General features: G+C 72.9%; 18 protein-coding genes. 5 read left to right on the forward strand and 13 right to left on the reverse strand.

Going from position 1 to position 20762, the window contains the following annotated elements; all coding sequences use genetic code 11:
* Window positions 1-48 precede the first annotated feature (48 nt).
* Window positions 49-555: an ATP-binding protein gene (locus ACL02U_RS10730; protein WP_412790477.1), complete on the reverse strand. Its 507-nt coding sequence runs from the start codon at window positions 553-555 to the stop codon at window positions 49-51.
* Window positions 556-869: 314 nt separating this feature from the next.
* On the opposite strand from ACL02U_RS10730, the gene ACL02U_RS10735 reads away from it, so the two are divergent.
* Window positions 870-1835, forward strand: a complete 966-nt coding sequence (locus tag ACL02U_RS10735; RefSeq protein ID WP_412790478.1) for a LysR family transcriptional regulator — start codon at window positions 870-872, stop codon at window positions 1833-1835.
* 235 nt (window positions 1836-2070) lie between these two features.
* On the opposite strand, the gene ACL02U_RS10740 is transcribed toward ACL02U_RS10735, so the two are convergent.
* Entirely contained in the window at window positions 2071-3459 is a 1389-nt protein-coding gene (locus ACL02U_RS10740; RefSeq protein ID WP_412790479.1) for a PLP-dependent aminotransferase family protein, read from the reverse strand.
* 47 nt (window positions 3460-3506) lie between these two features.
* Between ACL02U_RS10740 and ACL02U_RS10745 the strand changes: the two genes are divergently transcribed.
* Complete coding sequence (locus tag ACL02U_RS10745; protein ID WP_412790480.1) at window positions 3507-4013, forward strand: carboxymuconolactone decarboxylase family protein; 507 nt, start codon at window positions 3507-3509, stop codon at window positions 4011-4013.
* Between the two features lie 226 nt (window positions 4014-4239).
* A complete protein-coding gene (locus ACL02U_RS10750; RefSeq protein WP_412790509.1) occupies window positions 4240-4986 on the forward strand; it encodes an isocitrate lyase/PEP mutase family protein in 747 nt (248 codons plus the stop codon).
* 60 nt (window positions 4987-5046) lie between these two features.
* Here ACL02U_RS10750 and ACL02U_RS10755 read toward each other — a convergent pair whose 3' ends face one another.
* The 8 genes from ACL02U_RS10755 to ACL02U_RS10790 all read right to left on the reverse strand — a co-directional run bounded on the left by ACL02U_RS10755 (window position 5047) and on the right by ACL02U_RS10790 (window position 15087).
* A complete protein-coding gene (locus tag ACL02U_RS10755) occupies window positions 5047-6012 on the reverse strand; it encodes an ABC transporter substrate-binding protein (protein ID WP_412790481.1) in 966 nt (321 codons plus the stop codon).
* Between the two features lie 125 nt (window positions 6013-6137).
* Window positions 6138-8153 (reverse strand): ABC transporter permease, encoded by a 2016-nt coding sequence (locus ACL02U_RS10760; RefSeq protein ID WP_412790482.1) that lies wholly within the window; start codon window positions 8151-8153, stop codon window positions 6138-6140.
* Window positions 8154-8199: 46 nt separating this feature from the next.
* Window positions 8200-9327: a quaternary amine ABC transporter ATP-binding protein gene (locus tag ACL02U_RS10765; RefSeq protein ID WP_412790483.1), complete on the reverse strand. Its 1128-nt coding sequence runs from the start codon at window positions 9325-9327 to the stop codon at window positions 8200-8202.
* The gene (locus ACL02U_RS10770; protein WP_412790484.1) at window positions 9327-10928 is read right to left on the reverse strand and encodes a GMC family oxidoreductase; all 1602 of its coding nucleotides are present in this window, start codon (window positions 10926-10928) and stop codon (window positions 9327-9329) included. The genes ACL02U_RS10765 and ACL02U_RS10770 overlap by 1 nt, the downstream gene beginning before the upstream one ends.
* Before the next feature lie 46 nt (window positions 10929-10974).
* On the reverse strand, window positions 10975-12495 hold the full coding sequence (locus tag ACL02U_RS10775) for an aldehyde dehydrogenase family protein (RefSeq protein ID WP_412790485.1): 1521 nt from the start codon (window positions 12493-12495) through the stop codon (window positions 10975-10977).
* Window positions 12496-13217: 722 nt separating this feature from the next.
* Window positions 13218-13547 carry a hypothetical protein gene (locus ACL02U_RS10780; protein WP_412790486.1) on the reverse strand — a complete coding sequence of 110 codons (330 nt, stop codon included), beginning with the start codon at window positions 13545-13547 and terminating at the stop codon, window positions 13218-13220.
* Between the two features lie 114 nt (window positions 13548-13661).
* Window positions 13662-14045, reverse strand: coding sequence for a VOC family protein (locus tag ACL02U_RS10785; protein WP_412790487.1), 384 nt, complete (start codon window positions 14043-14045; stop codon window positions 13662-13664).
* Window positions 14046-14124: 79 nt separating this feature from the next.
* Window positions 14125-15087: a LysR family transcriptional regulator gene (locus ACL02U_RS10790; RefSeq protein WP_412790488.1), complete on the reverse strand. Its 963-nt coding sequence runs from the start codon at window positions 15085-15087 to the stop codon at window positions 14125-14127.
* A gap of 94 nt (window positions 15088-15181) precedes the next feature.
* On the opposite strand from ACL02U_RS10790, the gene ACL02U_RS10795 reads away from it, so the two are divergent.
* Entirely contained in the window at window positions 15182-16579 is a 1398-nt protein-coding gene (locus ACL02U_RS10795; protein WP_412790489.1) for an MFS transporter, read from the forward strand.
* A 254-nt stretch (window positions 16580-16833) separates the two neighbouring features.
* On the opposite strand, the gene ACL02U_RS10800 is transcribed toward ACL02U_RS10795, so the two are convergent.
* From ACL02U_RS10800 to ACL02U_RS10810, 3 genes are all read right to left on the reverse strand, one after another.
* Window positions 16834-17823, reverse strand: coding sequence for a malate dehydrogenase (locus ACL02U_RS10800; protein WP_412790490.1), 990 nt, complete (start codon window positions 17821-17823; stop codon window positions 16834-16836).
* A gap of 547 nt (window positions 17824-18370) precedes the next feature.
* Window positions 18371-18835, reverse strand: a complete 465-nt coding sequence (locus ACL02U_RS10805) for a DUF3017 domain-containing protein (protein WP_412790491.1) — start codon at window positions 18833-18835, stop codon at window positions 18371-18373.
* Window positions 18825-19679 (reverse strand): bifunctional methylenetetrahydrofolate dehydrogenase/methenyltetrahydrofolate cyclohydrolase, encoded by an 855-nt coding sequence (locus ACL02U_RS10810; RefSeq protein ID WP_412790492.1) that lies wholly within the window; start codon window positions 19677-19679, stop codon window positions 18825-18827. The genes ACL02U_RS10805 and ACL02U_RS10810 overlap by 11 nt, the downstream gene beginning before the upstream one ends.
* 293 nt (window positions 19680-19972) lie before the next feature.
* Here ACL02U_RS10810 and ACL02U_RS10815 point away from each other — a divergent pair, with 293 nt between their 5' ends.
* The gene (locus tag ACL02U_RS10815) at window positions 19973-20635 is read left to right on the forward strand and encodes a hypothetical protein (protein ID WP_412790493.1); all 663 of its coding nucleotides are present in this window, start codon (window positions 19973-19975) and stop codon (window positions 20633-20635) included.
* The last annotated feature ends 127 nt before the right edge of the window (window positions 20636-20762 follow it).

Consider the following 20762-nt stretch of genomic DNA (forward strand, 5'->3'; position numbering starts at 1 on the left):
TTGTCGGGCGGTATCACTCGTGTATCGCGACGTCCGGGCATCGCTGCGTCACGTCGCCGGGAACAGGCTGGACAACACTTTCTCGCCGAAGGGGGTCAACGACCAGCGCGCAGAACTCGTCGGATCGATTTCGAGATGAACGCCGTCGGCTGTCCGGTCGTCAGCCGGTGACAGGCCTGTCACCGAGGGAAGGACCGCCCAGCAGCGCTTTCCGGAAGCGGTGGGCTCGATCCCCCGGGAAAGGCAGAGAGCCTCGATGACGGCACGGCCGTACTCCTCGCCGGTGCCCACCTCACAGGTCCGAGGCACCGCCGAACCGCCGTCGAAGACACTGACGACGAGGAAATCCCGGTCCAGGATCACTTCGACGGCCATGGGGCCGTTCGCATGCAGAAGGCTGTCGGTGAGCAGCTCCGCCGTCACGACGTTCAGGCGAAAGGACGCCTCGCCGTCGAGCGCGCCCCACTCCTCCACTTTCGCGGATATGCGATGGCGGGCATCACGCACCGCAGCCGCGGTCGCTTCAGACCCAAAAGAAATCTTGGTGTGGGGCACGATTTCTCTCCTCGGAGGTCTCAGCCACTCCGGCCCCTGTCGACTCGTACCGCCACGGAACACGGAAATGGCGGTGGCGGTAGGGATCACCAGGCGGTGTGAAAGGTGCTGGGCGCGGACGTGCTCCACCGCGATGGGGCAGCTCCGCGCAGTGGAGGCTTCCACGCCGGGGCCCGCCATGACAACAGCCTCAGCCATAACAGAACCAACAGGATCGGCATAAGATTTCACGCAGGGCGCACGGCCGAGTCGCACGAAAATCGACACGCGCGCATAATGCGGTTGCCGTTTCCGCCACACAGCGAGGTGTACCGATGGATCTGGAGCTGCGCCACCTGCGCATGCTGTGCGCCATCGCGGACTCCGGGAGCGTGGGGCGCGCGGCGGCCGCGCTCGGACTCACCCAGCCCGCGGTGAGTTCACAACTGCACCGCATCGAGCGGGTGCTCGGGGGAGGACTCTTCCGACGCAGCGGCACCGGCGTGGAGCTGACCGCGTTCGGTGCGGAAGTCGTGAGTCAGGCACGTGACGTCCTGGTCCGCGCCGATGCGCTGGGGCGGCGCCGCACAAGTGACTCGACGCCGATGACCGGAGTCCTGCGTCTCGGCGTCACCAACACACCGGTCGTTCCGGCGCTGCTGGACGTCCTCCGCGATGTCTGCCCGGACCTGAAGGTGTCCGTCTGCAGCGTGTACGCCACCGGTGACCTCCTCAGGCTGCTGGAGGCCGGCGAGCTCGACGCCGCACTGGGGGTCGCCTACCCAGGGATGCCGTTGCCGCACTCCTCGGCTCTGACGCACCGCGCCATCAACACCGTCCCGGTCTTCGTCGCCGTGCCGACCGGCCACCCGCTGGCACATCGTGTCGAGATACCGCTGGAAGAGCTGTCCGAGGACACCTGGTTCGTCGCCTCGGACGACGGTGTCGGGTGGCCCGAGGCCTTCTACGACGCCTGTCGGGCTGCGGGCTTCGAACCCGCTGACACACACGAGTTCCACGTACTCGAGCAGCTCCAGTCGATGATCGCCAAGGGCCTTGGGGTGACCGCCGTCCAGCCCACCGTGTGCCCCGTTGCCGGGGTCCTGGTCAAACCGCTGGCCGGAGACCCCCTGTGGCAGCGGCATCTGCTGATCTGGCGCAGAGAGGCCGTGGAGGGTCCCGTGGCCGAGGCCGTGCATCACCACGCGGTCCGTGTCTACCGAAACCTGTTGACCCGGGCTCCACACCTGCAGAAGTGGGCCGCATCCAGGCTGGGTGAAAGCGTGAGGCGGATCCGGTGAGCTCCCGCTCGGCGGAACCGGCCGCCTCTCCCCCGCCCGGGCCCGGCGGGGGTGTTCGCGACATCGCGCGACCGTGGCCGGTCCGGCGGCCGCACCGGAACCGTCCCGGTCGGGCACGGGACGGCGCCTTCCGGCTCGAAGAACGAGCACCGGGCCGGGCGCACCATGTCGGCGAGACCGTCGACGCGCCGAACCGATCGGGGAACACCGAGCCCGGCAGGGTCGGACGCCGAGTTCAGGGCAACACCCGGCACAGGGCGTCGAGTGCCCCCGCCCAGGCGTGGTCCGGCGGGGTGCCGAAGCCGACGACCAGCCCGTCCAGCGGCTCCGCCGCCGCGTCCGGATGCCGGTAGCGGGACAGACCCGTCACGGCCAGCCGCTGCCAGGCCGCCGCACCCACCACGGACGCCTCGGTGCCCTCCGGCAGTTCCAGCACGGCGTGGAGTCCCGCCGCGATGCCCCGGACCCGCACCCGGGGCGCCCGTTCCGCCACCGCGGCGACCAGGGTGTCCCGGCGCCGCCGGTAGCGCAGCCGGGCCGAGCGTACGTGGCGGTCGTAGGCGCCGGAGGTGAGGAACTCGGCGAGGGTGAGCTGGTCGAGGACGCCGACGGACCGGGCACCGCCGTGGTCGAGCACCTCCGGCAGCAGGGACGGCGGCAGCACCATCCAGCCCAGCCGCAGGCCGGGCGCCAGGGACTTGCTGGCGGTGCCCAGGTAGACGACGCGGTCGGGGTCGAGGTCCTGGAGGGCGCCCACCGGCTGGCGGTCGTAGCGGAACTCGCCGTCGTAGTCGTCCTCCAGGATCAGCCCGCCGGTGCGGCGCGCCCAGTCCACCGCGGCGACGCGGCGTTCGCGGCGCAGTGCGCCTCCGAGCGGGAACTGGTGGGAGGGGTTCAGCAGCACGGCGGGCGCGTCCGCCAGCCGCTCCGTCCGCGCGCCGAGGCCGTCGTGCGGCAGCGGCACGGTGGCCAGGCCCGCGCGGCGGGCGATGTCCCAGTGCGTGTCGAGGCCGTACGACTCGACGGCCAGGGTGCGCGTGCCGCGGGCGTGCAGCACCTCGGCGAGCAGCTTCAGCGCCTGCGCGAAGCCGTTCACGACGACGATGCGGTCCGGGTCGGTGCGCACGCCCCGGACGCGGGCGAGGTAGCCGGCCAGCGCGGTGCGCAGTTCCACCCGGCCCCGCGGGTCGCCGTAGCCGAGGGCGTCGTTCGGGGCGGCGGCGAGGGCGCGGCGGGCTGCTCTGAGCCAGGCGCCGCGGGGAAAGGAGGCCAGGTCCGGTGTGCCGGGGACCAGGTTGTGGGCGGGACGGGCGGGTTCGCGGTGCCGCGAGCCGGGCCGGGGGCCGGGCGGCGGGGGGACGGCCCGGTCGGCCACCCGGGTGCCCGAGCCCTGCCGGGCGGTCAGCCAGCCCTCGGCGACCAGGTCGGCGTAGGCGTCGGCGACGGTGTTGCGGGCGATGCCCAGGTCCGCGGCGAGGGCGCGGGAGGAGGGGAGGCGGGTACCGGGCGCCAGCCGCCCGCCGCGCACCGCCTCGCGCAGGGCGTCGGTCAGCCCCCGCCGCAGTCCGGGGCCGGCCGGTTCCAGGTGCAGGTCGAGGCCCAGAGTGGCCCGTGCTTCCGCCATGGAAATGGACCATACTCCTGGGCTGGTCCGCTTCTAGGGTCGAGCACATGACGACTGAGACGCAGACCGGGCCGGTGGACTACGCGGCGGAGAGCGAACCCCGGCTGAGCTGGGCGCGGCACGCGCCCGAGGTCTACAAGGCCATGGTCCGGCTGGACGCGGCCGCCCGCCGGGGCCTGGACCCGAAACTGAACGAGCTGGTGAAGATCCGCGCCTCGCAGCTCAACCACTGCGCGTTCTGCCTGGACATGCACACCAAGGACGCGCTCGCGGCCGGCGAGAGCGTGGAGCGCATCGTGCAGCTCGGCGCGTGGGAGGAGTCGCGCCACTTCTACACGGAGAAGGAGCTCGCGGCGCTGGAGCTGACCGAGGCGGTCACCGTCCTCACCGACGGTTTCGTGCCCGACGAGGTGTACGCGCGGGCCGCCGACCACTTCGACGAGGAGGAACTGGCGCAGCTCATCGCCGCGATCACGGTGATCAACGCATGGAACAGGTTCGCGGTGGCGACCCGGATGACGCCCGGGCACTACACCCCGGGGCAGCACGGGTGACGGCCCGGACCACCCGCCTCGGCACCGGCGTGCGCGCCGTACCGGAGCCGACCGCGGCGGTGACCGCGCCGACGGCGGGTCGGCGGATCCCGGAGGGGGGCATCGCGCGGTGAGCACCGGCGGGGAGAACGAGGTGGAGAGCCACGGCGGGGAGAACGGGGTGGGGAGCCGCGGCGGCGAGTGCGGGGTGGAGAGCCGCGGCGGCGAGAACGGTGTGGTGGGCGGTCTGCCGGAACGGGCCGCCGCGTTCCGCGCCCTGCACCGGCACCGTGTCCCGGGCGATCCGCTGGTGCTGCCCGGCCCGTGGGACGCGGCGAGCGCCCGCGCCCTCGCCGAGGCGGGGTTCCCGGCACTCGCCACGCCCAGCGCCGGGATCGCCGCCTCCCTGGGGTACGAGGACGGGCGGACTCCGGCCGGGGAGATGTTCGCGGCGGTGGCCCGGATCACCCGTGCGGTGGACGTGCCGGTGTCGGCGGACGTCGAGGGGGGCTACGGGCTGGCGCCGAAGGAGCTGGTGGAACGGCTCCTGGAGGCGGGCGCGGTGGGCTGCAACCTGGAGGACTCCGCGGACGGGGTGCTGAAGGACCCGCGGCGGCACGCGGAGTGGCTCGCCGAGGTGCGGGCGGCGGCGGGCGGCCTGCTGTTCGTCAACGCCCGCGTCGACACCTTCCTGCTGGGCGTCGACGACCCCGGGCGGACCATCGAGCGGGCCGCGCTGTACGTGGCGGCGGGCGCCGACTGCGTGTACCCGATCCGCGCGCCGGCCGAGGTGCTGCCGCTGCTGCGGTCCGGGATCGAGGGGCCGGTCAACGCCCTCGCCGGACCGGACGGCGACGGCCCCTCGCCCGCCGAGCTGGGCGAGCGAGGGGCCACACGGGTCACGTTCGGGCCGGGGCTCCAGCGCGCGGCGACCGCCGCGCTGCGGGAGTCCGCCGCCCGGATACGGGCGCGAACCGCGCCGGGCCGGGCGTGACCCGCCCGGTCGGCGAGGTGAGCGGCCCGGTCCCGTGACCGCGCGCGGCGTCGCGGGCCGTCACTTCGGCAGCCAGGCCTTCCAGACGTCCGGGTTGGCCTTGACCCACTTCTCCGCGGCCTTGTCCGAGCTCATCTTCTTGTCCGCGATCATCGCCGCGACCTCGTTCTGCTGCTCGTTGGTCCAGCTGAAGTTCTTCAGGAACGCCGCGGCCTTCTCGTTGTTCTTGGCGAAGTCGGCGCCCAGGTACTTCTGCAGCGGGGTCTTGGCGTAGCCGCACTTCACCTTGGCGGTGTCGGCGTCGCAGCCGTCCTTGTACTCCGGCAGCTTCACCTCGACCAGGTCGATCTGGGAGTTCAGCCACTGCGGCGTCCACCAGTAGCTGATGAACGGCTTCTTGGCCTTGTAGTCCTCCTTGATCTGGGTGATCTGGGCGGCCTCGGAACCGGCGTAGACGGTCTTGAGGTTCAGGCCCAGGTTCTTGATGAGGGCGTCGTCGTTGGTGGTGTACGACGGCGAGCCCTCGAGCAGCTGGCCCTTGTCGCCGCTCTCCGCGGTCTTGAACTCGTCCGCGTACTTGTTGAGGTTCTTGTAGTCGGTGATGTCCGGGTGCTTCTCGGCCAGGTACTTCGGGATGAACCAGCCGATGTGGCCGGTCACGCCGAGGCCGCCCGCCTTGACCACGGACTTCTTGTCGTCGACGTACAGCTTGACCTTCTTCGGCGCGCCGCCCCAGTCCTCCAGGATGGCGTCGGCCTTGCCGCTGTTGAGCGCGTCGAACGCGACCGACTCGTCGAGCTGGGTCAGCTTGACCTTGGTGTCGAGCTCGTTCTCCAGGATGTACTTGGCGACGGCCGCGTTGGCCTCGGCGCCGACCCAGGACGGGACGGCGATGGTCACCGAGTCGGAGGAGCCGCCGCTCGACTTGTTGTCGGTCTTGGCGGCACCGCAGGCGCTGACGCCGGTGACACCGAGGGCGACGGCCACGGCGGTGGCGGTGCGGAGCAGGTTCTTTCTCTTCATCATGAGGGTGATTTCTCTTCCTTGGGACGGGCAGGGGAGTTCCTGCGTGAGCAACTGAACAAAGGGGTGGCTGTTCGGGCGGGGTGCACGGGCCGCGGTCGAGCGGCGCACGGGTGCGTGCGGGCCGCCTAGCGGGCGTCGGCCCGTTTGGCCGTGCGCTGGGTCGCGCGGTCCAGTACCAGACCGAGCAGGACGATCGCGACACCGGACGTCAGGCCGATGCCGAGCTGGCTCTTCTGCAGACCCTTGACCACGTCGTAGCCGAGCGCGCCGGAGCCCACGAAGCCGCCGACGATGACCATGGCCAGTACCAGCACCACGCCCTGGTTGAGCGCGAGCATCAGCGCGGGCCGGGCCAGCGGCACCTGCACCTGGCGGATCTGCTGGAAGGTGCTCGCCCCCATGGAGCGGGCCGCCTCCAGCGTGGCGCCGTCGACCTGGCGCAGGCCCTGGGTGGTGATCCGGACGACGGCGGGCAGCGCGTACAGCACGGCCGCGGCGACGGCGGCGGCACGGCCCACGTTGAACAGGGCCACCACCGGGATCAGGTAGATGAACTGCGGCAGGGTCTGCATGGTGTCCAGCACCGGCCGCAGCATGCGTTCCAGCAGCGGCACCCGGGAGGCGACCACGCCGATGGCGAAGCCGAGGACCAGGGTGACGACGACGCCCGCGAGGGCCTGCGACAGGGTGTCCAGGGAGTCGTCCCACACGTCGATGACGCCGACGCCGGCCATCGCCAGGGCGGCGGTGGACATGGCGCCCCAGCCGCCGGCGAGCAGGGCGAGACCGGCTGCCAGCAGCACCAGCAGCCACCACGGCGTGCCGGTCAGGGTGTCGCGGATCGGGTCGAGCACCCAGGTGGTGAAGTGGGCGGCCCAGGGGCGGGTGCCGCCGAACACCGGCACGCCCTCGGCGAGATGGTCGGTGAACCAGCCGACGGCCTTGTTGACGGGCTGCGCGATGTCCACGGTCCACGCCTCGGGCCAGTCCGCGATCAGCAGCAGCCAGCCGACCGTGCCGACGACGGCGCCGGTGCCGGCCGTCAGGGACCAGGCGCGCCAGCCGTGCAGCCAGGGAGCGCCGTCCGGGCCCGAGCCCCCGCCGAGCCGGTCGCCGGCGATGGCGGTGGTGCGGTCCAGCCACACCGCCAGCAGCACGATGGGGATGCCCGCGGCGAGCGCGGCGCCGACGTCGACCGTGGACAGCGCCCGGAAGACCTCCTCACCGAGACCGCCGGCGCCGATCACCGAGGCGATGGTGACCATGGACAGCGCCATCATGATCGTCTGGTTCAGGCCGAGCAGGATCTCCTTGCGGGCCAGCGGCAGCCGCGCGGTCAGCAGGCGCTGCACCGGACTGGTGCCGAGCGACTCGGCGGCCTCCATGACGCCCTGGTCGGCGCCGCGCAGACCGAGCGCGGTCAGCCGGGCCATGGGCGGGGCCGCGTAGATGACCGTCGCGATCAGCGCGGAGGGCACGCCGATGTCGAACAGCAGCACCAGCGGCAGCAGGTACGCGAACGCCGGCATGATCTGCATGGTGTCCAGCACCGGGCGCAGGATGCGCTCGAAGCGGTCCGAGAGGCCGGCGCCCAGGCCGAGCGCGGCGCCGATGACGGCGGACACGGCGACCGCGACCGACATCAGGGCCAGGGTCTCCATGGTGGCTTCCCACATGCCGAGCACACCGCACAGTGCGAAGGCGACCAGGGTGACGGCGGCGAGCCGCAGCCCGCGCCGGTCCCGCAGGCCGCCGATCCGCCAGGACAGCAGCACGGCGATCGCGGTCACCGGGAACCAGCCGAGGCTGCGCAGCAGGTCGGTCATCCAGGAGACCGAGTCGTAGGCCCAGTTGCTCAGGTGGAGCAGGAAGTACAGGAACACCGGGTTGGTGTCCCGGTTGTGCACGACCCAGGTGTAGGCGTCGTCCAGGGGCGACTTGACGTCGACGGTCAGCGCGTCGGGCCAGCCGCCGCTGCCCCACAGGGCGGCGGCGAGCGGTACCAGCACGACCGCGGCGACCAGCAGCGGCAGCAGTCGGCGCACCGTGGGGTGGGACAGCGGCGACAGGCGGCCGGCGGTGTCCTGCTGGGCCGGTTCGACCGCTCTCGACGGCGGGGACGGGGTGGTGACGGTACTCACGCGGACCACCCCCGGCTATGGGAGGCGGCAGCCGGGATGCGGCGGGTCATGCGGCCACCTCCTCGCGGTCCAGTCCGGCGACGACGCGCAGCAGCGCGGCGTGGTCCACCTGGCCCAGGCAGTGGCCGGACTCCACGACGCAGGCGGAGCGGCCGGTGCGGGCGACGGTGTCGATGGCCTCCGCGACGACGGTGCCCGGGGCGAGGGCGCCGGGGTGCTCGGGGCCGCCGCAGTCGCCGGGCCGCATCGCGGTGCGCACGGTCATGACCTGCTCGCGCGGCACATCGCGGACGAAGTCGCGCACGTAGTCGTCGGCGGGCGAGCCGACGATCTCCTCGGGGGTGCCGAGCTGCACGATCTCGCCGTCCCGCATCAGGGCGATGCGGTCGCCGACGCGGAGTGCCTCGCTGAGGTCGTGGGTGATGAAGACCATGGTGCGGCCCTCGTCGTGGTGCAGGCGGATGACCTCCTCCTGCATGTCGCGCCGGATCAGCGGGTCGAGGGCGCTGAACGGCTCGTCGAAGAGCAGCACCTCCGGGTCGGAGGCGAGCGCGCGGGCCAGGCCGACGCGCTGCTGCTGGCCGCCGGAGAGCTGGCCGGGGCGGCGCTGCTCCAGGCCGTCCAGGCCGACCTTGGCGACCATCTCGGACGCCCGCTCGCGGCGCTCCGCCCGCGGCATGCCCTGGATCTCCAGGCCGTACGCCACGTTGTCCAGCACGGAGCGGTGCGGCAGCAGGCCGAAGTGCTGGAACACCATCGCGGCGCGGTGCCGGCGCAGCTCGCGCAGCCGGTTCTTGTCCATCGCGAGGACGTCCTCGCCGTCGATGTCCAGGCTGCCGGAGGTCGGCTCGATGAGCCGGGTCAGACAGCGCACCAGGGTGGACTTGCCGGAGCCGGACAGGCCCATGACGACGAAGACCTCGCCCTTGTGCACGTCGAAGGAGACGTCCCGGACGGCGGCGGTGCAGCCGGTGGCGGCGCGCAGCTCGGGCTGGGACAGTCGCGCGTACTCGGGGTTGCCGGGCACGCGGTCGGCCTTCGGGCCGAAGACCTTCCACAGGTTGCGGACGCCGAAGACGGGTGGGGAGCCCGCCGTGTCGGCGGCGCCGGCCGCGTCCGCGGGGCCGGTCCGCTTGTCGAGGTCGGGTGTGGCGGGGTGGGGTATGCCGCTCATCAGGCCTGGTTCCCTTCGCTGGTGTCGGCCAGCAGTTCGGCTGCCTTCTCGCCGACCATGAGTACGCCGATCATGGGGTTCACCGCGGGCAGGGTGGGGAAGACGGAGGCGTCGACGACGCGTACGCCCTCCAGCCCGCGGACCCGGAGTTCGGGGTCGACGACTGCCAGTTCGTCGTCCGCTGCGCCCATCCGGCAGGTGCCCGCCGGGTGGTAGACGGTGTGGTGCGCCTTGCGCAGGAGTTCGCTGAGCCGTTCGTCGTCGTCGACGTCGGGGCCCGGGAAGACTTCCCGCTTCAGCCAGCCCGCGAACGGCTCGGTCTGCGCGATCCGGCGGGCGATCCGCACGCCGTCGACGAGGGTCTGCGCGTCGTAGCCGTCCTCGTCGGTGAAGTAGCGGAAGTCCAGGGCGGGCTTGACCTCGGGGTCGGCGCTGGTCAGGTAGAGCCGTCCGCGGGCCCGCGACTTGGGGATGTTCGGGGTCATCGACACGCCGTGCGCGGGGCGTTCGTAGCCGAGCCGCTCGGGGTTGTCGGTGAAGGGGATCTGGTAGAAGTGGAACATCAGGTCGGGCAGGTCCTGCGTGTCGTCGCGGCGCACGAACAGGGCGGCGTCGGAGTCCATCGCGGAGTTCTCCGGCAGCGGCCGGTTCGTCTCCCACACGATCACCGACTCCGGGTGGTCCTGCAGGTTCTCGCCGACACCGGGCAGGTCGTGCACGACCGGGATGCCCAGTTCCTCGAGGTCCTTGCCGGGCCCGATGCCGGACAGCAGCAGCAGCCGGGGCGAGTCGACGGCACCGGCGCACACCACGACCTCGCGGCGGGCGGTGACGAGCTGCTCCTCGCCGTCCTTGGTGCGCACCCGGACGCCGGTGGCGCGCTTGCCGTCCAGCTCCAGCCGGTACGCCCAGGTCTCCAGCATCAGGGTGAGGTTGGGGCGGTCGCCGGCCTCCATGTGGGGGTGCAGGTAGGCGACGGAGGCGGAGGACCGCTTGTTGTTCTCCGGGTGGTAGGCCAGGTCGAGGAAGCCGACGCCGTCGTGGAAGGGCTTGGCGTTGTAGCCGTTGACCTCGGGGACGCCGGTGGCCGTCCTCGTCGCCTCGATCCAGTCCTTGGCGATGGCGTTCTGGTCCTTGTCGGCGACGCGCACGACGTTGTTGCGCAGCCGGGCCCAGTAGGCCTCCATCTGCACGGCGCCCCAGCCGCTGGCGCCCGCGGCCTCCCACTCGTCCCAGTCGGCCGGCAGCGGCTTGAAGGCGATCAGGGTGTTGTGCGAGGAGCAGCCGCCGAGGACCCTGGCACGGCTGTGCAGGATGTGGGAGTTGCCCTGGGGCTGCTCGACGGTCGTGTACTCGTAGTCGAGTTCGCCGCCGAGCAGGCCCATCCAGCGGCGCAGGGTGAGGACGTCGTCGCGGTCGATGTCGCTGGGGCCGCCCTCGATGACGGCGACGGTCACGTCGGCGTTCTCGGTCAGCCGGGAGGCGATGACGGAGCCTGCGGTGCCGCCGCCGACGATCACGTAGTCGTACTCGCGGGCGTGTTCTTGCGCGTCCGGCTGCGTGTTCTGCTCCGGGCTCTGCTGCGCTGGGTTCTGCTGCATCGGGTGGTGCTCCAGGGGAGTGCGAGCGGTGGGACGGGCTGCGGGATCAGCCTGCGAACCAGCGCACCGGCTTCGGCGCGAGGTTCTGGTACACGTGCTTGGTCTCGCGGTACTCGGCGAGTCCGGCGGGGCCGAGCTCTCGGCCGTTGCCGCTCTTTCCGAAGCCGCCCCACTCCGCCTGCGGGAGATAGGGGTGGAAGTCGTTGATCCAGACGGTGCCGTGGCGCAGCCGTCCGGCGACGCGGCGGGCCCGGCCCGCGTCGGCCGTCCACACCGCGCCGGCCAGGCCGTACTCGGTGTCGTTGGCGAGGGCGACGGCCTCGTCCTCGGTGCGGAACGTCTCGACGGTCAGGACCGGCCCGAACACCTCCTCGCGCACGGCCTGCATCTCGCGGTGGCAGTGGTCGAGGACGGTCGGCTCGTAGAAGTAGCCGCCGGCCGGCCGCTCGGGCGAGGGCTCCGGGCGCTTGCCGCCGCAGCGCAGGACGGCGCCCTCGGCGAGCGCGGAGGCGACGTAGGACTCGGTCCTGGCGCGCTGCTGCTCGGAGACCATCGGCCCGCACTCGACGCCGTCCTCGGTGCCCCGCCCGAGCCGGATCTTCTCGGCGCGGCGGGCGAGTTCGGTGACGAAGCGGTCCCTGACCGACTCCTCGACGATGAGCCGGCCGCCGGCCGAGCAGACCTGGCCGCTGTGGATGAAGGCCGCGTTGAGCGCCTGGTCGACTGCGGTGTCGAAGCCGTCGGCGGTCGCACAGGCGTCGGCGAAGACCACGTTGGGGTTCTTGCCGCCGAGTTCCAGGGCGGTCTTCTTGACCGTCGGGGCGGCGGCCTGGGCCACCTTGACGCCGCTGACCAGGCCGCCGGTGAAGGAGATGAGGTCCACGTCGGGGTGCTCGGCCAGCCGCGCGCCGACGGTGTGGCCGGGCCCGGTGACGATGTTGGCGACGCCCGCCGGCAGCCCGGCCTCGGTGAGCAGGGCGACCAGGGCCACCGTGGTCAGCGGGGTGATCTCGCTCGGCTTGATCACGAAGGTGTTGCCGGCCGCCAGCGCCGGGGCGATCTTCCAGCTTGCCTGGAGCAGCGGGTAGTTCCAGGGGGTGATCATCGCGCAGACGCCGACCGGCTCGTGCACGACGACGCTGTGCACCTCGGGCGAACCGGCGTCGACGACGCGGCCGGGGGCCTCCCCGGTGACGAGGTCGGCGAAGTAGCGGAAGGCGTCGGCGACGCAGTCGACGTCGACCCGGCCCTCTTCGACCGTCTTCCCGGCGTCGCGGCTCTCCAGCAGGCCGAGTTCCTCGCGGTCGCGGACCAGCAGGTCCGCGACGCGGCGCAGCAGCGCGGCGCGCTCGGCGACGGGCGTACCCGCCCAGCCGCCCTCGTCGAAGGCGCGGCGGGCGGCCGCGACCGCGAGGTCGGCGTCCTTCTCGTCGCCCTCCGACACCACGGCGAACGCGCGACCGTCCGCCGGGTCGAGGATCTCGCGCGTGGCGCCGGACGCGGCGTTCAGCCACTGTCCGTGCGCGTAGATCGTCTGCTGTACCTGGTGTTCCGTTGAACCCGCCATGCTGGGTATGTGCCTTCCGTTGCCGTTCCGTGCTCGTGAGTCACAGTCCCGTGCCTCGCGGAGCCGGGAGCGCCTTCCCCCGAATCCACACTGCATGCGTCATTGACCGCGAAATTTTTCGGCGGCCGGACCATTCGGGCATCCATGCCCAAAGGGCGCCCGGACAAAGGTACGCAATGCACGCTGAGCCACTGCAGGCTTGGCGGAGCGTCACAAATCCCACCTCAATGACGCCGTGAACACCTGCCCCTCCCCCGCAAGTACATGCCGCGACCGGGGTCGAAAGTGCTTATCGTCACTGAACAGTCGGGCAAAAGTGACTCAATGGCGTCGTGTTCGTGACCTGCACCACGGTCGACGGGCGCACGGCCGTGTGGGAACGGGGCGCAGACGAGGCAGGGAAGCGGGGCGGGGGCGGGGGCAGAGGGGGAGACAGAGGGCGGTGGGAGGGAGGCCGCGGCAGGTGACCTGCCGCGAGGCACCTCGGGCGAGAAGAGGGGGGAGGGAAGCCCGGTCGGAGACGGGGGCGGCCGGTGGGGATCGGGCCGCGCGACCGCCGCGAGGCGGCCGGGCGCGGGGAGGCGACGGCCGGCGGCCGGGCGCGGGGAGGCGACGGCCGGCGGCCGGGCGCGGGGAGGCGACGGCGGGCGGCCGGCAGGCGGGAGGACGACGGCGGAGAGGAACCTGTCGGGGCGGCGGTGGGGAGGGGCCTCACGGGGCGGTCAGCCCTCCGCGGCGGCCGCGTCCCTCGACAGCCGCACCGCCGCGGTCAGCGAAAGTCCCGGTTCCGCGGCGCGCAGCACCTTGACCGCGCTCACGGAGTCGGCCGGCTCGGTGCAGCCGGCCTCGTCCAGACGGGCCCGCACCCAGCGGGCGCGCAGCTCGGCGTCGGAGGTGGCCGCGGTCTCCTCGATGACGGCCAGGGCGCGCTCCAGCCCGGGCCGCTCGCTCTCGGCGGCCCCGGCGAGCGCGGCACGCACGGCCCCGGCGACGGTTTCGGCGTCCCGCAGGACGAGGACGTTCAGGTCATGTTTGGTGGTCAGTCCGAACATGACCTCATGTTCGGGGCCCGGCGGGGACCGAACAACGTTCTTGAGCGACATCTGAGCCTTCCGCGGGCCCCGGGGCGAGCCCGGAGCGGAACCGCCCGCCGGGCCCCCTCGCGGTCAGAACGGCCGGAGCCGGGCCTTCAGGAGGCAGAACTCGTTGCCCTCCGGGTCGGCGAGCACGTGCCAGCTCTCCGTGCCCGTCTGGCCGACGTCGGCGCGTCCGGCACCCAGCGCGAGCAGCCGCTCCAACTCGGCCTCCTGGTCGCGGTCGGTGGCGTTGACGTCGATGTGCAGTCGCAGCTTCCCGGCCCGGGGCTCACTGCTGGGGCTCAGGACGAGCGTGGGCTGCGGGCCTCCGAAGCCTTCGCCGGGCGGCCCGATCTCGATGCTTCCGTCGTCGTCGCGACCGAGTTCGACGTAGCCGAGGACCTCGCCCCAGAAGACGGCGAGCCGCTCGGGGTCGGCACAGTCGATGACCAATTCACTGATCCGGGATGCCATGGCCGTCAGTGTACGAAGTCCCCCCGGAGAAGCGCGCCTTCCGCGCGTTCCGCGGAACCGCACTGCGCAGAGGACCCGTTCAACCCGCCGGGCCCTCCCCGCCCCGGTCGCCGTGGGCGGCCGCCCATTCGGCGAGCTGGTCGCGGACCACCCCGCGCAGCCAGGTGTGGGCGGGGTCGGCGTCGTGCCGCGGGTGCCAGGCCAGCCCGAGCGGCAGCGCCGGCAGGTCGAGCGGCACCTCGAACACGGCGAGCCCGAGCGACTCGGCCAGCCACCCGCTCCAGGCGCTGACCAGCCCTACGAGGTCGGTGTTCCGGATGGCGAACAGGGACGCCGCGAACGTGCCCACACTACCCACCACGCGCCGCCTCAGGCCGAGTTCGGCAAGCGCCGTGTCGACCGGCCCGTGCAGTCTGCCGCGGCGGGACACGATCAGGTGATCGGCGGCCGTGGCGAACCGCCGGGGTGTCAACTCCCCCTCCAGCAGCGGGTGTCCGGCCCGGACGACACCCAGCATGCGGTCCCGGTACAGGGTCTCCCGGTGCACCTCCGGCGCGACCGTGTCGAGGACGCCGACCTCCAGGTCGGCGGTCCCCTCCCGGAGGAACGGCGCGTCGACGTGGCTCTCCCCGAGGAAGCGGATGCGGATGCCGGGCGCCTCGGCGGCGGCGCGGGCGAACAGGGCCGGGCCCTGGGCTGCGGCGATCAGGTCGGGGCCGAGGATCGTGAAGGTCCGCTCGACCTCCCTGAGGTCGCCGTCGCCGGCCGCCGCGAACAGCGCCCGGGCCCGCTCCACCACCGCGCTCACCTCCGCCCGCAGGGCCAGCGCTCTTGGCGTCGGCACCATCCGGCGCCCCGCGCGCACCAGCACCGGGTCCCCGAGCGCCTTGCGGATGCGGCCGAGGGTGCGGCTCATCGCCGGCTCGGACAGGTGCAGCCGGCGGGCGGCACCCTGAACGCTCTGCTCCTCCAGCAGCACGTCCAGCGCGAGCAGCAGATTCAGGTCGGCCCCGAAAGGCCCCGTGGATTGCGTCTGGCGCATCTTCTCCCTGCAAAGGTTGCACTGGAAGGCAGGACGGAGCCGAGCCTACGGTGGCGGGGCATCCCCCACCAACCGTCGCTCCCGAGGAGGAGCCGTGGCTCCGCACGCCCTGAAACGGTCCACCCTGCTCACCCTGTGCGCCTGCGTCCTGGTCGCACAGAGCATGGTCGCCGCCGTCAACCTGCTCATCCCGCAACTGAGTTCGTCGGGCCTGCGGCCCTCGCACGCCGACCTGCTCTGGACCGTCGACGCCTACGTCATCGTCTTCGCCGCGCTGCTCGTCCCCGCCGGCGCGCTCGGCGACCGGTACGGCCGCAAGGGGGCCCTGCTGGCCGGGCTGGCCCTGTTCGCCGCGGGCGCCGCGACCAGTGCACTCGCCCCGGATCCGGCGCTGCTCGTCGCGGGCCGGGGCCTGTCCGGTGCGGGCGCCGCACTGATCACGCCCACCACGACCTCGATCCTGCTCCACCTGGCCGGTCCGGCCCGCCGCGCCCAGGCGATGGCCTCCTGGACCCTGGCACTCGGGCTGGGCGGCACGGCCGGCAACCTCGGCGGCGGGCTCATCGGCCAGTTCCTCTCCTGGCGGGCCCTGTTCGCCCTGATGGTCCCGCTGTCCGCGCTCCTCGCCCTCGCGGTGGCGGTGACCACCCCGCGCACCGCCCGCTCCCCGCACGGCAGCCCCGACCCCCTCGGCACCGCGCTGCTCACCGGCGGACTGGTCGCCCTGCTGTTCGGCATCATCGAGGGACCCGGTCGCGGCTGGGCCTCACCGGGCATCCTGTCGGCGTTCGCGGCGGGCGCGCTGCTCCTCGCCCTGTTCACCGGCCACGCCCTGCGCAGCGACACCGCGCTGTTCGACCCGCGGGTGTTCGCGACACCCCGGCTGCGCGCGGCCACCCTCGGCATGGCCACCGGCTTCTTCGGGCTGTTCGCCCTGTTCTACGTGAACTCCCAGTACCTCCAGGGGGTCCGGGGCTACGGCCCCGCCCGCACCGGTGTCGCGATCGTCCCGCTGATCGTCGGCATGGCGCTGGTGCCCCGGCTGGCGGCCCGCTGGTCGGCGCACCCGCGCCCGGTCGTCGGCGGGGGGCTCGTCCTCATCGGGCTCGGCCTGCTCGGCGCCTCCACCGCCGGCGCGGACACGCCCTACGCCGTGTACGCCTGGTGGCTGCTGGTGATCTCGGCCGGCACCGGGTTGAGCATGCCCACGCTCACCCTCGGCGTGGTGACGTCCCTGCCGCCGCACCGGGCGGGGCTCGGCTCCGGCCTCGGTACCTCGGCCCGGGAGGTCGGCGCGGCACTCGGCGTCGCCGTCACCGGCACGGTGCTCGCCGCCCGCCCCGACCTGGCGCACGGTATGGGTCCGGCGCTGCGCACCGTCGCCGTACTGGTGCTGGCGGCCTCGGCGGCCGTCGTCGCCGGCTACCGGGACACTCCTCGCCCGCCCCGCCCGGCCGGCGCCGCCGCTCGTGCGAAGGAGCCCGCGGCCTGACCCGGGTCGGGGCACCGGCCCCCGGGGAGGCCGCCGCTTCCGGGGCCCGGCGGAGGGGCCGCCCCGGCGGCCTCGGCCCGGACCGGGGCGTCGGGCTTCGGCCGGAGCCGAACGTGCCTCCCGGTGTCCGAGAGGTCCGGGAACAGACGGAAACGCGCACGGGTCCCGTTCCGGGAAGGAACCGGAACGGGACCCGTGCGCGCGCTTGCGGACCGATCCGGCGGGCCGGGCCGGTCAGATCAGAGCCGGGCGGGTCAGATGAGGCCGAGGCCGCGGACCGCCTCGCGCTCCTCCACCAGCTCCTGCACCGAGGCGTCGATGCGGGCGCGGGAGAACTCGTTGACGTCCAGGCCCTGGACGATCTCGTACCTGCCGTCCTTGCAGGTGACCGGGAAGGAGGAGATCAGGCCCTCCGGCACGCCGTAGGAGCCGTCGGACGGGATGCCCATGGAGACCCAGTCGCCCTCGTCGGTGCCGTTGACCCAGGTGTGGACGTGGTCGATGGCGGCGTTGGCGGCGGAGGCGGCCGAGGAGGCGCCACGGGCCTCGATGATGGCCGCGCCGCGCTTGGCGACGGTCGGGATGAAGTCGTCCGCCAGCCACTTCTCGTCGGCCACGGCCTCGGCGGCGTTCTTGCCGGCGACGGTGGCGTGGAAGATGTCCGGGTACTGGGTGGCCGAGTGGTTGCCCCAGATCGTCAGCTTCCGGATCTCGGAGACCGGGACGCCGGTCTTCTTCGAGAGCTGGGTCAGCGCGCGGTTGTGGTCCAGGCGGGTCATCGCGGTGAAGCGCTCCGCGGGTACGTCCGGGGCGGCGGCCTGCGCGATCAGCGCGTTGGTGTTGGCCGGGTTGCCGACGACGAGGACCTTGACGTCGTCCGCGGCGTGGTCGTTGATGGCCTTGCCCTGCGGCTTGAAGATGCCGCCGTTGGCCTCCAGCAGGTCACCGCGCTCCATGCCCTTGGTGCGCGGGCGGGCGCCGACGAGGAGGCCGACGTTGGCCCCGTCGAAGGCGACGTTCGGGTCGTCGCTGATGTCGATGCCCTGGAGCAGCGGGAACGCGCAGTCGTCGAGCTCCATCGCGGTGCCCTCGGCGGCCTTGAGCGCCGGGGTGATCTCCAGCAGGCGCAGTTTGACCGGCACGTCCGCGCCGAGGAGCTGGCCGGAGGCGATGCGGAAGAGCAGGGCGTAACCGATCTGGCCGGCCGCGCCGGTGACGGTGACGTTCACGGGAGTGCGGGTCATGGCGTTCTCCGTATGACAGCTGGCGGTGGGGCGTCCCTGCCCCGGGGGTACGGGATCCCCGCCCCGGCCTGCCGGCCGGCGCCCGCCGCGATGATCGATCACGGATACGGATGATCGATCTCTTGGCGTCAAGAGAGATCCGGCGATCAGGCTATCGCGCATCGGCGGTGGCGCACGGCCGGGTGTCTGTGGCCCACCCCACAGAGTGGCGGCCGCCGATCCGGGAGAGGAGAGACCGCGCCACCGCCGTGCGGGGGTGTTTCCGAGACGTGGCAGGGCTCTCACCGAGTAGCGGAACGGTCACTTCCGTGACACAGCGGGTGGACAGGCGTTGAACAGCCGGCCCGGCGTACGGAAGCGTGGACACCCGCGGCGGCCCGTCCTCACACGGGGGAGAGGACGGGCCGCCGATCGGCGCGGCGGAGCCGGGCGGGAGCCGGAGCGGAGCCCCGTGGGGTCGGGGCGGTGGCCGGTGGGGCAGGAGCGGAGGCCGGGACGCGGGCGAGCCGGGACGCCGGTGGCGCGCACCGCGCCCCTCGCGGCGGGCTCAGTTGCTGACGGTGAAGTGCAGGGTGTCCTTCAGGAACGGCACGTGCAGCCAGGGCTTGGGCTGCGCCATCAGCGCCAGCAGCACGATCGACAGGCCCAGCACCCCGTAGGTCACGATGTCCGTGAACCTCGACCGGACCGCGAGCATGCCGACCCGGGGCAGCGTCCAGCGCAGCACGGCCCCGGCGAGCAGTCCGGCGCCGACCAGCAGCGTGCCGACCCGGAACGCGTCCAGCGCCGTCACCAGCAGGCCCACCGCGACCAGACCCAGCACGGTGAGCATCGGCCACTGGCGGGCCGGGGCCGGCGCGTCCCCGGACGCGGCCCGCCCGCCGCCCTCGGGACGCGCGGTGTCCCGGGTGAACAGCGGGAAGCGGCGGGTGGCGCGCCGCGGCCGGCCCCCGGCTCCGGGGGCGCTGACCGGGTCGGCTACCTCGATGTCCTCCGAGCGGTCAGCCGGCACTGCGTTCCGCCGCCTCGACCACGTTGACGAGCAGTTGGGCCCGGGTCATCGGGCCGACACCGCCGGGGTTCGGGGAGATGAACCCGGCGACCTCGGCGACGTCCGGGTGGACGTCGCCGACGATCCTGCCGTCGGCGTCGCGGGAGACCCCGACGTCGAGGACGGCGGCGCCCGGCTTGACGTCCTCGGGGCGCACCAGGTGGGCCGAGCCGGCCGCGGCCACGACGATGTCGGCCCGCTTCAGGTGGGCCGACAGGTCGCGGGTGCCGGTGTGGCACTGGGTCACGGTGGCGTTCTCGCTGCGCCGGGTGAGCAGCAGCGGCATCGGCCGGCCGATGGTCACGCCGCGGCCGACGACCACCACCTCGGCGCCCTTGAGTTCGACGCCGTAGCGGCGCAGCAGGGTGAGGATGCCGTTGGGCGTGCAGGGCAGCGGCGCCGGCTCGCCCAGGACGAGGCGGCCGAGGTTCATCGGGTGCAGGCCGTCGGCGTCCTTGGCCGGGTCCATCAGCTCCAGGATGCGGTTCTCGTCGATGCCCCTGGGCAGGGGCAGCTGCACGATGTAGCCGGTGCAGGCCGGGTCCTCGTTGAGTTCGCGGACGACCGCCTCGATCTCCTCCTGGGTGGCCGTGGCGGGCAGTTCACGCTGGATGGAGGCGATGCCGACCTGCGCGCAGTCGCGGTGCTTCCCGGCGACGTACTTCTGGCTGCCGGGGTCGTCCCCGACGAGGATCGTGCCGAGGCCGGGCGTGACGCCCTTCTCCTTCAGCGCCGCCACGCGGGCGGTCAGATCGGACTTGATCGCGGCTGCGGTGGCCTTGCCATCGAGAATCTGGGCGGTCATGGCCCCATCCTCCCGGATGACGGCCTCCGGGTTCCACTCCGGGTACCCGGGCTGTCCCGCGGCCGGCGCACGCCGCACCGCGCGGGGCCGGGGCGGTGCCGCGCCGCTTGATCGTCGAGGTTGCACTTGCACAACACATGGGGAATGCGGCTGGACAAGTAATGGGCTGCTAAAGAACCATGAGGCGGCAGTGTCGCGGGCAGTACCGGGGGGACCGACCGCACCAGCAGAACTTCCTCCGCACCTCGCCACGCGCCGTCCCCACACGCGAAACGCACGGAGGAAGAAGCGCCATGAGCCACGGCGACCCGAACAACCCCTACGGCGCCCCGCAGGGCCAGCAGCCCGGCTACGGGCAGCCGCAGGACGCACCCGGCTACGGGCAGCCGCCGCAGGCGCCCGGCTACGGGCAGCAACCGCAGCAGCCGCTCCCCGGTTACGGGCAGCCGCAGGACGCGCCCGGCTACGGGCAGGCGCCGGGCTACGGCTACCCGCAGGCCCCGCCGGTGGGTGCGTACCCCGGCGCCGCCCCGACCTCGATGCCGGGATCGGTGAACGCGGCCCGGGTGATGCTGTGGGTCATCGTGGGCCTGCAGGCCATCGGCATGGCGCTGTTCGCGCTCGCCGCCGTGAGCATCAACAAGGCCAGGAACGACGCCACGCTCCAGGACGACGCCTCCTTCCAGCAGTTGGCCGACTACTCCACCGGCCTGCTGTGGGGCATCGTCGTGTTCGCGCTGGTGTGGGGTGTGGTCGCGGCCGTGCTGGCGACGAAGTTCGACAGCGGCGGGAACGGGGTCCGCATCACCATCATGGTGTTCGCCATCCTGACCGCGATCCTCGGCCTGTACCCGTTCGTCATCGTCGGTCTGGTGCACACCGTGCTGGCCGTGCTGGTGGCCGTGTTCGTCGGCAACGCCAAGGGCTCGGCCTGGTTCAACCGCCCGCGTTACTGAGCCCGGGCGGCCCCGCAGGATGGGGGCGGGGGCGAGGCACCGCCTGCGCTCACCGCGCCCCGATCCTGCGCTTCCGTTCCTGCGTCCCCGTTCCCGCGTCCCCGTTCCCGCGTGGCTCCGCGCCGCG

Source organism: Streptomyces sp. MS06 (assembly GCF_047200655.1).
Lineage (GTDB): Bacteria > Actinomycetota > Actinomycetes > Streptomycetales > Streptomycetaceae > Streptomyces.

Bases quoted from the DNA above. Each gene is read 5' to 3' on its own strand.
- ACL02U_RS10735 (WP_412790478.1), top strand. From the start codon at position 870: ATGGATCTGGAGCTGCGCCACCTGCGCATGCTGTGCGCCATCGCGGAC.
- ACL02U_RS10740 (WP_412790479.1), bottom strand. From the start codon at position 3,459: ATGGCGGAAGCACGGGCCACTCTGGGCCTCGACCTGCACCTGGAACCG.
- ACL02U_RS10745 (WP_412790480.1), top strand. From the start codon at position 3,507: ATGACGACTGAGACGCAGACCGGGCCGGTGGACTACGCGGCGGAGAGC.
- ACL02U_RS10755 (WP_412790481.1), bottom strand. From the start codon at position 6,012: ATGATGAAGAGAAAGAACCTGCTCCGCACCGCCACCGCCGTGGCCGTC.
- ACL02U_RS10765 (WP_412790483.1), bottom strand. From the start codon at position 9,327: ATGAGCGGCATACCCCACCCCGCCACACCCGACCTCGACAAGCGGACC.
- ACL02U_RS10770 (WP_412790484.1), bottom strand. From the start codon at position 10,928: ATGCAGCAGAACCCAGCGCAGCAGAGCCCGGAGCAGAACACGCAGCCG.
- ACL02U_RS10775 (WP_412790485.1), bottom strand. From the start codon at position 12,495: ATGGCGGGTTCAACGGAACACCAGGTACAGCAGACGATCTACGCGCAC.
- ACL02U_RS10780 (WP_412790486.1), bottom strand. From the start codon at position 13,547: ATGTTCGGACTGACCACCAAACATGACCTGAACGTCCTCGTCCTGCGG.
- ACL02U_RS10785 (WP_412790487.1), bottom strand. From the start codon at position 14,045: ATGGCATCCCGGATCAGTGAATTGGTCATCGACTGTGCCGACCCCGAG.
- ACL02U_RS10790 (WP_412790488.1), bottom strand. From the start codon at position 15,087: ATGCGCCAGACGCAATCCACGGGGCCTTTCGGGGCCGACCTGAATCTG.
- ACL02U_RS10800 (WP_412790490.1), bottom strand. From the start codon at position 17,823: ATGACCCGCACTCCCGTGAACGTCACCGTCACCGGCGCGGCCGGCCAG.
- ACL02U_RS10810 (WP_412790492.1), bottom strand. From the start codon at position 19,679: ATGACCGCCCAGATTCTCGATGGCAAGGCCACCGCAGCCGCGATCAAG.
- ACL02U_RS10815 (WP_412790493.1), top strand. From the start codon at position 19,973: ATGAGCCACGGCGACCCGAACAACCCCTACGGCGCCCCGCAGGGCCAG.